Annotated in this window: 9 protein-coding genes; all 9 read left to right on the top strand. The window is 43.3% G+C overall.

Annotated features, from left to right (window positions below; all coding sequences use genetic code 11):
- Window positions 1-111 precede the first annotated feature (111 nt).
- The gene (locus AB986_RS13285; protein WP_048311601.1) at window positions 112-1,383 is read left to right on the top strand and encodes an ABC transporter substrate-binding protein; all 1,272 of its coding nucleotides are present in this window, start codon (window positions 112-114) and stop codon (window positions 1,381-1,383) included.
- Between the two features lie 60 nt (window positions 1,384-1,443).
- The gene (locus AB986_RS13290) at window positions 1,444-2,295 is read left to right on the top strand and encodes a carbohydrate ABC transporter permease (RefSeq protein ID WP_048311602.1); all 852 of its coding nucleotides are present in this window, start codon (window positions 1,444-1,446) and stop codon (window positions 2,293-2,295) included.
- Window positions 2,296-2,402: 107 nt separating this feature from the next.
- Complete coding sequence (locus AB986_RS13295) at window positions 2,403-3,194, top strand: carbohydrate ABC transporter permease (protein ID WP_048312872.1); 792 nt, start codon at window positions 2,403-2,405, stop codon at window positions 3,192-3,194.
- A 12-nt stretch (window positions 3,195-3,206) separates the two neighbouring features.
- Window positions 3,207-4,910, top strand: a complete 1,704-nt coding sequence (locus AB986_RS13300) for a glycoside hydrolase family 35 protein (protein WP_048311603.1) — start codon at window positions 3,207-3,209, stop codon at window positions 4,908-4,910.
- 13 nt (window positions 4,911-4,923) lie between these two features.
- Window positions 4,924-7,131: an alpha-galactosidase gene (locus AB986_RS13305; protein ID WP_048311604.1), complete on the top strand. Its 2,208-nt coding sequence runs from the start codon at window positions 4,924-4,926 to the stop codon at window positions 7,129-7,131.
- A gap of 248 nt (window positions 7,132-7,379) precedes the next feature.
- Complete coding sequence (locus AB986_RS13310) at window positions 7,380-8,369, top strand: LacI family DNA-binding transcriptional regulator (RefSeq protein ID WP_048311605.1); 990 nt, start codon at window positions 7,380-7,382, stop codon at window positions 8,367-8,369.
- A gap of 22 nt (window positions 8,370-8,391) precedes the next feature.
- A complete protein-coding gene (locus AB986_RS13315) occupies window positions 8,392-9,570 on the top strand; it encodes a galactokinase (protein WP_048311606.1) in 1,179 nt (392 codons plus the stop codon).
- A gap of 20 nt (window positions 9,571-9,590) precedes the next feature.
- On the top strand, window positions 9,591-11,120 hold the full coding sequence (gene galT / locus AB986_RS13320; protein ID WP_048311607.1) for a UDP-glucose--hexose-1-phosphate uridylyltransferase: 1,530 nt from the start codon (window positions 9,591-9,593) through the stop codon (window positions 11,118-11,120).
- An 81-nt stretch (window positions 11,121-11,201) separates the two neighbouring features.
- Entirely contained in the window at window positions 11,202-13,214 is a 2,013-nt protein-coding gene (locus AB986_RS13325) for a beta-galactosidase (protein ID WP_048311608.1), read from the top strand.
- Window positions 13,215-13,257 lie beyond the last annotated feature (43 nt).

Raw genomic sequence — 13,257 nt, forward strand, 5'->3', positions numbered from 1 at the left:
TTTAGTAAACATTTACTTGACTATGTTTACCCCTTCTACTATTCTAATATGTGTAGGCGCTTTCAATAAGCGCATCAATGATCGTTTAGTAAACAAATGGAGGGGTAGTCGATGAAAAAGGTAACGGGTCTTGTTAGTATGCTACTTGTTTTGAGTATGTTTCTTGCGGCTTGTGGAAATAGCGAAACTGGCGGTGAAGCAGGAGATAGCAATAAAGTAACGGCTTGGGCTTGGAACATTAACGTACCAGTTCTCGAAGAAGCGGCTAAGAAATTTAAAGAAGAAAATCCTGATTTTGAACTAGAAGTTGTTGAAATGGGAACTGACGATGTTTATTCCAAATTAACAACAGGACTTCAAGCTGGCGGTAAAGGATTACCTGATATCGTTCTTGTTGAAGACGATCGTGTTCAAGGTTATATGAATGCGTTTCCAGATGCTTTTGTAAACGTTTCAGATAAAGGATTCGATGAGATGAAAGATAGCTTCCCGTCTTATAAGACAGAGCTTCTTTCAAAAGACGGCGCAATGTATGGCTTCCCGTTTGATGGTGGACCAACAGGCGTTTTCTACCGCACAGACATTTTTGAAGAAGCGGGTGTAAAGGCAGAAGACATTAAGACGTGGGATGACTACATCGAAGCTGGTAAAACAATTAAAGAAAAAACGGACAAAGCGATGATTGGTCTTGATCTTAACGGTGATGACGGTCTTTATCGCATGATGTTAAATCAGCAAGGCACGTTCTACTTTAACGAAGACAAAGATGTTGCGCTAACATCTGAAGAATCAAAGCAAGCGATGGAAGTTCAACAAACGCTTAATGAAGAAGGCCTTGTGAAGGAAACGGTAGGTTGGGACGCATGGATTAGCGCTATGGTAGGAGGCGATGTTGCAACTGCTCCGTCTGGTGCTTGGCTATATGGTTCTATCACGCAACAAGGGAAAGACACTTCTGGTAACTGGGGAATGATTCAACTTCCTGCATTTGAAGAAGGCGGAAATCGCGCTTCCAACCTTGGTGGAAGTAACTATATGATACCGAGTGCAAGTGCTAATGCAGATCTTGCTTATGATTTCATGGAATTCTTCTCAACGAATGAAGATGTTCAACTAAGCGCAATGGAAGGTGGGTTATTCCCTTCTCTTAACACGATTTATGACAACGAAGCTTTCACGAAAGAAGTTGAGTTCTTTAACAATCAGCCAATCTGGAATCTGCTTGCTAGCGAAATGGAAAACATTCCGGCAGTGAATTATACAGGTGATTATGCTGTTGCAAAAGATGAAGCTGTGAAAGCACAGTCTGAAATTGCGAACGGTAAAGCCATTGACGAGGCGTTGAAAGCATCAGAAGAACGTTTGAAAAACCGTATTCAATAAGTACTGAAATCATTAGGGGTTGATTCGCGTCAACCCCTTTCATGTTAAGGAGGGGTATTAATGAATAAAGCGAAAACATTTCCTTATTTCTTCGCAGCTCCGGCCATTCTATTGTTCCTTGCGTTTACTGTTTATCCTATTATCGCTTCGTTTGTTCTAAGTTTTCAGGAGCGTGTTGGTGGAGAGTACGTCTTCGCAGGATTGAAGAACTATACGCGTCTTTGGAACGACGATATTTTCTGGACAGCTATGCAGAACACATTCATTATTTTTGTCGTACAAGTGCCGATTATGATTATTCTAGCGATGGTGCTTGCTAATGTCTTAAACAACCAGTTACTTAAGCTCAAAGGCTTTTTCCGAGTATCATTCTTCCTTCCAGCCGTTACTTCTCTCGTTGCATATTCGATTCTTTTCTCAATCATGCTTCAAGAGGAAGGAATTATTAACACGGCGCTAAGTTACATTGGCATTACGGCTATCCCATGGTTATCTGATCCATTTTGGGCGAAGGCTTCGATTATTATCGCCATGACTTGGAGATGGACAGGGTACAACATGGTTATTTTCCTTGCAGCTCTTCAAAACATTCCAGAAGATTTATATGAAGCAGCTTCGCTTGATGGAGCAAACAAGTTTAAGCAATTTTTCTATATTACTGTTCCTCAGCTTAAGCCGGTTATTCTATTTGCAGGGATCCTATCAACGATCGGGACACTGCAGCTTTTCGACGAACCGTTTAACTTAACTGGTGGTGGCCCGGCCGATTCGACTATGACTCTTGGACTTTATATCTATCAAAGTGGATTTGAATACTTCGATTTTGGCTACGCTTCCGCCATTGCATACGCGGTTGTCGTGATGGTTGGTATTCTCTCCATTATCCAATTCAAGATAGCAGGTGATGATTAATGGCTAAGAACCTAGAGGTAATTGAACAGTCTACGAATGAACTCACGCTTGCTGAGAGGCAGCAGAAGAAGCCGAAGAAAACGAAAAAGAAGTTAAAAGCAGTATGGATGTACACGCTTCTAAGTATTTTCCTTGTGGTGTCGATCTTCCCATTCTATTGGATGTTTATCGGGGCAACGAACGACTCAAGTAAAATGTTTACGAACCCGCCGACGCTTTTACCTGGCGATCAGTTTATGACAAATCTAACAAATTTAAATGAATCGATCGGGATTTTCAGAGTTCTATTTAACTCTCTATTCGTATCAGGACTCTACGTTGTTATTGCTCTTGCCGTTTGTGCGAGCGCAGCTTACGTTCTAGCGAAATACAATTTCAAAGGGAAAAAATTCATTTTCACAGCGTTCTTGTTGTCCATGATGATTCCTTATCAAGCAACATTAATTCCGCTTTTCCAAATGATGTCTGATTTCAATCTACTAAACACTTATTTCGCGGTTATCGCTCCGCAACTTTGTTTCCCGTTCGCGATCTTCCTATTAAGACAGAACTTCCTAGCTTTCCCAACAGAGCTTATGGAGTCAGCGCGTCTTGACGGTGCGAGCGAAACACGCATCTTTATTTCAATCGTAATTCCATCCATGCGACCGGCATTAGCTGCGGCGTCGATCTTCCTATTCATGACACAGTGGAACAACTTCATGTGGCCGCTTGTTGTTTTGAATACGAATGACATGTACACATTCCCGGTTGCACTATCTAGCTTAATGGGACTATCTTATATCGATTATGGGCAAGTGATGATGGGCGTTACACTCGCAACTGTTCCGATCATTGCATTCTTCTTAACACTACAAAAACAATTCATTTCAGGTATGCTCGGAAGCGCTTTGAAATAGGAGGAGGCTGTTATGCTGAAAGCGAGAGGGAGCCAATTTTATTTAAACGACGAACCTTTTCAGATTCTTTCAGGAGGTCTCCATTACTTCAGGGTTGTTCCGGAGTACTGGAGAGATCGTCTTCAAAAGCTGAAGGCCCTTGGATTGAATACGGTAGAAACGTATATCCCATGGAACTTTCATGAACCGAAGAAAGGTCAGTTTCATTTTGAAGGAATGGCTGATGTGGAACGATTCATAGCTGAAGCACAGGCTCTTGGACTTTATGTTATTCTTCGTCCTTCTCCATATATTTGCGCAGAGTGGGAAATGGGTGGCCTTCCTTCCTGGCTACTAAAAGAAGATGATATGGCCCTTCGCTGTAGCCACCCAGCTTTTCTGAAGCATGTGGAAGACTATTTTGATGAGCTTCTACCACGATTGAAGCCTTACTTATTACAAAATGGCGGACCCGTTATTGCGTTTCAAATCGAGAATGAATACGGGGCATATGGAAACGATCAGAACTATCTCACTTTTCATAAAGAACAATATGAGAAGCTTGGCATTGAGACGTTCTTTTTCACATCTGACGGTCCTGATTTCATTAAGCAAGGTTCAATGGATAACGTCGTAACAACGCTGAATTTCGGTTCACGACCTGAAGAAGCTTTTGCGGCACTTGAAGAGATGAAGCCTAATTCACCGAAAATGGTTGCCGAATTCTGGATTGGGTGGTTTGACCACTGGAGCGGTGAGCATCATACGCGTGACCCGAAGGAAGCATCAGAAGTGTTCCAGAAGTTAATGGACATGGGTGCATCGGTGAATTTCTACATGTTTCACGGTGGGACGAATTTTGGCTTCTATAACGGCGCCAATCATTATGAAAAATATGCACCAACGATTACAAGCTACGACTATGATTCCCTCCTAACAGAGTGGGGCGATGTGACAAAGAAGTACCTCGCCATGGCGGACGTATTAAAAAGCGAGACAAATGTTACTAAAGTTGAGACGGAGAGCTATGGAGAAGTAACGCTTACTGAGAGTGCGAGTCTATTCGATGTTCTGCGAGAAGTAGGCCATAACGTTCAGCACATCACACCACTTAGCATGGAGAAGCTCGATCAGAACTTTGGTTACACGCTATATCGCACGACGGTTAACGACACAGGAACGTTTGAACTTGATACAACGCCAATCCGTGATCGGGCCTTCATTTACGTGAATGGAAAGCACGAAGGGACGGTTTCCGTGAATGATGATCGAAAATCTGTTTCTCTCCACTTTCCTAACGAAACGAATACGCTTGAAATTCTTGTTGAAAACCTTGGAAGAGTTAATTATGGCAAGCATTTATCTGATCAGAAGGGGATTGTTAGCAATCTCTGGCTTAACGATCAGTACTGGTTTAACTGGGAAATGGTAAGCATTGAAGGCGATGTGCTACCGACCACGTTCTCAGCTGGTGAGCGATATCCAAAGTATTTGAAAGGAACATTCCAGGCGAATGCTTGTTGTGATACGTTCGTTGATTTAGAAGGATTTACGAAAGGGAATGTTTATATTAATGGATTTAACCTTGGTAGGTACTGGCAGACGATGGGGCCGCAGCAGCGTCTTTACGTGCCTGGACCTCTTCTACATGAAGGGGAGAATGAGCTTGTTGTTCTTGAGTTAGAAGAACATACTGCAAGCAGTGTAACGTTAACGAACGAACCTAAACTCGGATAAAGGATCGATGGTAATGAGCATACTGGTTAATCAACAGCAATTTCACCTGACAAATGGAAAGATCAGCTACGTTTTTCACGTCTTGAAAAACGGCCAGCTTGGGCACCTTTATTTTGGAAAAGCGCTCCGCCCAGATCGCGATTATACTCATTTTGAGAAGTATCACAATCCGACACCTGCAAGCTGTCACACGTATGAAGATGATCCAGCGTTTTCACTTGAAACGATTCGACAGGAGTATCCGGTGTATGGAAAAGGCGATTTTAGAGAACCGGCTATTCTAATGTCGCAGGAGCAAAAATACTTAGCGAACTTTGTTTACAAATCGCATGACATTCTAGAAGGGAAGCCCGCCCTAAGTGGTCTACCTGCTACGTATGCCGCATCGTCTGAAGCAGAAACGGTGCTTATCGTGCTTGAAGACGTGTACAGTGGTGTTGAGCTGCATTTAAGCTATACGATTTTTGCGAATGAAGCGGTTATTGCTCGGAATGCTCGAGTTGTGAACAAGTCAACCACTGCACTCTCTGTGGAGCGGATGATGTCACTGTCGATTGATCTTCCAGAGGCGGAGATGGATCTGCTTCATCTTTCTGGAACGTGGTCGCGTGAGCGTCATGTGAAAACACGCGCTCTTGAACAAGGCATTCAGTCTATCTCAAGTATACGTGGTGCTAGTTCTCATCATCATAATCCTTTCCTTGCACTAAAGGCGAAGGATGCAACCGAGCATACCGGTGAAGTGTTTGGATTCCAGTTTGTTTATAGTGGCAACTTCCTTGCGCAAACAGAAGTCGATCATTATGGAGTTGCAAGGGTTCAGCTTGGTATTCATCCTATCGGTTTCGAGTGGAACCTTGCGCCTGGTGAAGCATTCCAATCACCTGAAGCGGTGATGGTCTATTCTGGTGAAGGTTTAAATGGGATGAGTCAAACGTTTCATCAGTTGTACCGAAACCATCTAATTTCTGAGCAATGGAAAACAGCGGAACGTCCAGTTCTTATTAATAATTGGGAAGCAACGTATTTCGATTTTAATGAAGAAAAGCTGATTCACTTCGCGAAGGAAGCAAAGGATTTAGGCGTTGAACTGTTTGTGCTAGATGACGGTTGGTTTGGGAAAAGAAATGACGATCGAACCTCTCTAGGAGACTGGTTTGTAGACCGTGAGAAGCTACCTGAAGGGATTGCGTCGCTTGCTTCAAAAGTGAAACAAGCGGGTCTTAAGTTCGGGTTATGGTTTGAGCCTGAAATGATTAGTGTGGATAGCGACCTTTATAGCGAGCACCCTGAGTGGGCTGTTGGTGTACCAGAAGAGCATTACACGCTTGGTCGCAATCAACGTGTGCTTGATTATACAAATCCTATCGTTGTGGATACGATTTTTGAACGCATGAGAGCGATCATTCAAGCAACAGATCTTGATTACATTAAGTGGGATATGAACCGAAACATTACCGAGGCCTACTCTGCAGGACTAGATCACCAGGGTGAGTTCTTCCATCGGTATATCCTTGGCGTCTATGATCTTTATGAACGCTTAACATCAGAGTTTCCAAATGTACTGTTTGAATCATGTGCGGGAGGTGGAGGTCGTTTTGACCCCGCACTTCTCTATTATGCACCTCAGGCTTGGGCGAGCGACGACACAGATGCCGTTGAACGTTTGAAAATTCAATACGGCACGTCAATGGCATATCCAATCTATAGTATTGGGTCTCATGTGTCAGCTGTACCAAATCATCAAACATTACGCTCAACGCCATTGTCACTAAGAGCGGATGTTGCCTATTTTGGAACGTTCGGATATGAACTCGATCCTTCTAGTCTATCGAATGAAGAGAAAGACATTGTGAAAGAGCAAATTCGTCGTTACAAATCATTCAGACCACTCGTGCGAGATGGATCGTTTATTCGTTTGCAAAGTCCGTTTGAAGGAAATGAAACAGCATGGATGATCGTTTCTAGTGATCAAAAGGAAGCCATTGTTGGGTGGTACAAAGCTTCAAGTACACCGAATCCTAGGACGAATCAAGTATTGAAATTAAAAGGACTTCATTATGACTTGGCTTATCAAGTGGAAAGCCGTACCTATTACGGCGATGAATTAATGCAGAACGGTTTACCGCTTCCCATTGAATTTAATGGAGCGAATCAAGCATTCGCAGAGCGCGGTGGAGATTTTCAGTCGAAGGTGTTTTATTTAAAGGCTCTTTACTAAAAATTGTTACTTTTAAATTACTTATTAAACAAAACCACAAGTAGCTGATTGGAGCGGAAGGATGCACGACTCCTGCGGGACTAGCGGGACAGGTGAGACCCCACAGGAGCGTAAGCGACGAGGAGGCTCAAGTGTCCCGCCCCGCGGAAAGCGAACATCCTGGAGCGGAAATTAACTCTGATAGCAACAATGTCTACAAAAAGAGGCTATTTAAAAGCAGAATAAGAGAATGACAAAGGATGATGGCTATGGCAACGATTAAGGATATCGCACAAAAAGTGCAATGTTCACCATCAACTGTTTCACGAGTCTTGAACTATGACGAGACGTTATCTGTTTCAGATGATACGAAAAAACGGATTTTCGAGGTGGCAGAAGAGCTATCTTACAGTAAGAAACGAGGGAAAAAGTCGCTCACACCGAAGATAGCTATTATTCACTGGTATACAGAAAAGGAAGAATTGAATGACCTGTATTATATGTCGATCCGACTTGGCGTTGAACAGCGTTGCCAGGAAGAGCGGCTTGAACTCGTAAAGATTTTTAAAGATAGCTACGATGAGCTTGAGAAAGAAAACATTCAAGGTATGATAGCAGTCGGTAAATTTAGTGCGAATGAAATCGCTTCTCTTAGCAAAGTGACACCAAACATAGTCTTCGTCGATTATGATCCTGGTCATGAGAAATACGATTCAGTTGTTGTTGATTTCAAGAAGGCAACAGATAAAGTGCTGGATTACTTTGTGAGCAAAGGCCATGAACGAATTGGCTATATTGGAGGAAGAGAAACGTTTCGTGATGCGAGTGCTGCGATTGTAGATGAGCGGGAATCGGCATTCCGTACTTATATTGAAGCCCGCGGCGAGGGGAACGAATCCTATATTTATACAGGATCTTTTACCGTTGATGATGGATACTCCCTTATGAATAAAGCGATAAATGAACTTGGCGAAGAGCTCCCTACTGCTTTTTTCGTTGGAAATGACACGATGGCGATCGGATGCTTGCGTGCGCTTCATGAACAAGGTATATCGGTACCTGAGCGAGTGAGTCTCATTGGCGTGAATGACATTAGTGTGTCTAAATACGTCTATCCCGCTTTAAGTACAGTAAAAGTGTATACAGAATTAATGGGTGAAACGGCAGTAGGACTTTTGATGGAACGCTTGCTAAGACGCAAGGTCGCAAAAAAAGTCACGATGGGTACAAAGCTCAAGCTAAGAAAAAGTAGTAAATAATACGGCGAGGTCGGTGATTGAAATGAAAACATTATACGAACAATTTCAGAACGTGTTTGGAGATGGTGGAGAAATAAAAAGCTTTTTCTCACCGGGTCGCGTCAATTTAATCGGAGAGCACACTGACTATAATGGCGGGCATGTTTTTCCTTGTTCACTCAGCATTGGAACATATGCCATCGTTCGGAAGAGAGAGGACTCGTTGATTCGTTTCTATTCGATGAACTTTGAAGAAAAAGGTGTCATTGAGGTGGAGTTAGAGAACCTCACTTATGAAGTGGAGCACGACTGGGCGAATTATCCGAAAGGTGTCGTCTCCATTTTCAAGCAGAACGGTTATCGCGTGACTGGATTTGATGTTCTCTATTATGGAAACATTCCAAACGGCGCTGGCCTTTCTTCATCGGCTTCGATCGAGCTCGCAACGTCTGTTTTACTTAATGAGCTAAATAGATTAGCGGTTGATATGGTGGAAATGGTTAAAATGAGTCAACGTGCTGAAAATGAATTCGTTGGTGTCAATTGCGGGATCATGGATCAGTTCGCAATTGGAATGGGAAAAGAAAATGCAGCGGTTCTTCTTGACTGCAACACGCTTGATTATAGCTATAGTCCGGTTCAACTCGAAAATGCATCTCTCGTCATCGCGAATACGAATAAACGAAGAGGGCTTGCTGATTCGAAATACAATGAACGCCGAGCTGAATGTGAGAGGGCGCTTGCTCAGCTTCAAGATCACCTGGATATTCAAGCGCTTGGTGATTTAACAATTGAAGCGTTTGAGGCAAATGAGCACCATATTACAAATCCAGTTGATCGCAAGCGTGCTAGACACGCTGTTTCCGAGAACATACGTACAATTGAAGCTGCGAAGCAGTTGAAGGCAGGGGACATTGAGGCGTTCGGTCAGTTGATGAATGAATCTCACATTTCACTGCGTGATGATTATGAAGTAACAGGAGATGAACTTGATGCGTTAGTTGAAGCAGCCTGGTCTGAAGAAGGTGTCATTGGCTCTCGTATGACGGGTGCGGGCTTTGGTGGCTGTACAATTAGTATTGTTGAAAATCAGTTTCTTGAGTCGTTCCGAAAGAATACAGCAGAAGTGTATAAAGAGAAAACAGGGTTATCACCTGAATTTTATGTTGTTGAAATTGGTAATGGTGCAAGAGAAATTAAACAATTAAGCGAAGCGCTGTAGGGAGGAGCTTGAGAGAAACCATGACAATTAATCACGAAATTGAGCGACTCCTCCACTACGCGATAAAGAAAGAGATCATTCGTGAGTGGGACAGATCTTATGCTCGAAATCAGATACTAGATGTTCTTCACCTATCAGAGGTTGATTCTGAACTGATTGTTAGCGACAGTCCTGACAGTCCAGTTGAGATTCTTGAGAACATCCTTGATTGGGCTTATGAGAATGGAAGATTAACAGATAACACAGTCACGTATCGTGATTTACTGGATACGAAAATTATGGGGTGCTTAACTGAGCGTCCCTCGAGTGTGATTGATCGTTTTGAACAAACGTATCAAGAGGTTGGAGCGGAAGCAGCAACCGCCGCTTTTTATCAATTCTCTAAAGACGTTCATTATATTCGAACCGATCGAATCGCAAAAAATGAACACTGGCTAACGCCTACAGAGTATGGCGACATGGAAATAACGATCAATCTTTCTAAGCCGGAGAAAGATCCGAAAGCCATTGCTGCTGCAAAAACAACCACAGCAAGTAGTTATCCTGACTGTTTGCTTTGTAAGGAGAACGTTGGCTATGCGGGACACTTAACTCATCCTGCAAGGCAAAATCTTCGTATGATTCCTGTAACACTTGAAGACAAGCAGTGGTATTTGCAGTATTCTCCATATGTCTACTATAGCGAGCATGCGATCGTTTTGTTTGGTGAACACGAACCGATGAAAATTTCTCGTGGCACCTTTGATCGACTGCTTGAATTCGTCACGAAGTTTCCTCATTATTTCATAGGATCGAACGCTGACCTTCCGATCGTAGGAGGATCGATTTTAAGTCATGATCACTTTCAGGGAGGAAAGCATGATTTCCCGATGGCGAAAGCAGAAATCGAGCGATCTGTTCATCTTTCTTCTTATCCGGAGGTCTATGCCGGAATTGTGAAATGGCCAATGTCTGTTCTTCGCTTGCAGGGTGAAAGCAGGGAAGAGCTTGGAGAGCTTGCTGATGCTATCCTCACGTTTTGGAAGGGATACAGCGACGAAGAAGCGGATGTTCATGCTTATACTGGTGAAGAGCCACATAACACGATTACCCCAATCGCACGTCGCAGTGGTGAGTTGTTTGAACTTGATCTTGTTCTTCGCAACAACCGTACGACAGAGGAGCATCCAATGGGGCTTTTCCATCCTCACGCAGAGGTTCATCATATTAAAAAAGAAAACATCGGCTTAATTGAAGTGATGGGACTTGCGGTGCTACCTGGAAGGTTGAAAGAAGAACTTCAACTTCTTGGTGATTTGCTTGTTGGTGAGAAGGCTCTTGATCGAATTGCAACAGATGAACGCATCTCTAAGCATATTGATTGGGCTAAATCGCTTTTAGAAAAGTATCCCGAGCTAACATCAGCTACTGTAGATGAGGTTCTACAAGATGAAATTGGTTTGATATTCAGAGAGATCCTCAGCCATGCTGGTGTATTTAAGCAGGATGCTGCTGGTCGGGCTGCATTTGATCGCTTCACAGAAGCATTAAACAATCATTTAAATCAATAAGAGCTGGCCGAGCGTGGCTGGCTTCTTTTCTCATTGTAATAGTAGATCAATATAATTAAAGAAGCAGAAGGAGCGATTGCATTGTATATTGGTGTCGATTATTATCCAGAACAGTGGCCGAAAGAGCGCTGGACAGAAGATGTAAGGTTGATGAAAGAACTTGGTGTAAATGTCGTGCGACTAGCAGAATTCGGTTGGCAGCTGATGGAGCCAGAAGAAGGGGTATATGATTTCTCGCTCTATGATGAAGCAATTGAACTTCTAACGAAAAACGGAATTCAGGTAGTCCTTGGGACACCAACAGCAACGCCGCCGGCATGGATGATTGAGAAGTATCCTGAAATTCTTCCAGTCGATCAGAATGGAACAGTGATTTCTTTTGGAGCTAGACGTCACTATACAGTGAACAGTGAAGTATACCGAGACTTCTCAGCAAAAATCGTAGAGAAAATGGCAAAACGGTATGGTCAGCATGAAAGCATCATTGGCTGGCAGACAGATAATGAATATGGACATGAGAAGTCCGACCGTAGTTATGGGAATGTAGATCAAAAAGCATTTCAAACATGGCTAAAAGAGAAATATCAAACGCTCGATACGTTAAATGAAGCGTGGGGAACGGTTTTTTGGAGTCAAACGTACACCGCATGGACGCAAATTCCTGTTCCGCGTAAAGTGTTCCAGGAACACAATCCGAGCCTACTTCTAGACTTTGACCGCTTCTGTGCTGATGCCTATACATCTTATAACAAACTTCAAACGGATCTTCTTCGAAAACATATTCGATCAGAACAGTGGATCACACATAACTTCGTCTACACAGGTCAAGCCATTAATCAGTGGGACATGGCGAAAGATCTCGACTTTATTTCGTTCGATAACTATCCAGTTTGGGGTGGTCTTCCTGAACCGATCGCTCCAGCTGCGATTGCACATCAGCATGATCTTTGTCGTTCCTCCAAAGATGGCAAAGGCTTCTGGGTAATGGAAGAGCTCTCAGGTGCGCAGGGCTGGAGTTCAATCGGCTACTTGCCTCGCCCAGGACACATTAAACTTTGGACGTATCAAGCGATTGCCCGTGGTGCAGAAGCGATTGTTTATTTCCGCTGGCGCGCTGCTCGTTTTGGTACTGAAGAATTCTGCCATGGTGTACTTGATCACGATGGGAAACCAAAACGGAAATATAGAGAAGTTAAAGAAGTTATTGATTCGCTAAGTGTGTTTGGAGATGACTGGATTGCGTCAGAGTACAAAGCTGATGTAGCGGTTTATTATGATGTTGAGAATGCGTGGGCCTGGGGAATTCAGCCACAAAGCAATGCCTTTGACTATAAGCATGAATTCCTACGATTCTATAGCCCAGCACACCGAATGAATGCGCTGACGGATATTGTAACGAAAGAAAGCAATCTGGATGGATATAAAGTGCTTGTTGTTCCTGTTTACTTTTTAACAGATCCTCTCGTAAATGAGAAAATCACTCGCTTCGCAAAGGATGGCGGAACTGTCATTCTTTCCTACCGAGCAGGTGTGAAAGAGCAGAATAATTTCGTAGTAGAAGACACACTACCAGGCGCTTTGCGAGAGCTTGCTGGTGTTGAAATCAACGAATACGAATCGCTTCAGCTTGGTCAGAATAATAGCGTTGAGGGTGTTCAGGGCTCTGTTTCTGGGGTGAATTCTGTTGCATCGATTTGGTGTGATTTAGTAGAACCGACAACAGCTGAAGTACTTGCTGAATACCGTAGCTGTTTCTATGAGAAAACGGCAGCGATTACGAAAAATAAATTTGGTAAAGGGACGGTCTATTACGTTGGCACTGCGCTTGAAAATGAGATCATGGATGCCCTTTATGCTGACATTTTCAAAGACGCTGGTGTGACCATCATGTCTTCTAGCGGGGAAGAGGTAGAAGCAGTTACCCGTACAGCAGAGGATGGCTCAGTGTTCTTGAGCGTTGTTAATCATTCTACTGAGAATAAAGGATCATTAACATTGCCTGAAGGAACATGGGTCGATCCTGTATCAGAAGAAGTTGTTAAGGGTGAACTGTCGCTAGAACCGCTTGCAGCGCACGTGTTTCGTTCAAGATAAGTAGTATTTTCCGGGAAATAACGATCATTTTCGACGCTGATTT

This window comes from Guptibacillus hwajinpoensis (genome assembly GCF_001039475.1).
GTDB classification, from domain to species: domain Bacteria; phylum Bacillota; class Bacilli; order Bacillales; family Guptibacillaceae; genus Guptibacillus; species Guptibacillus hwajinpoensis.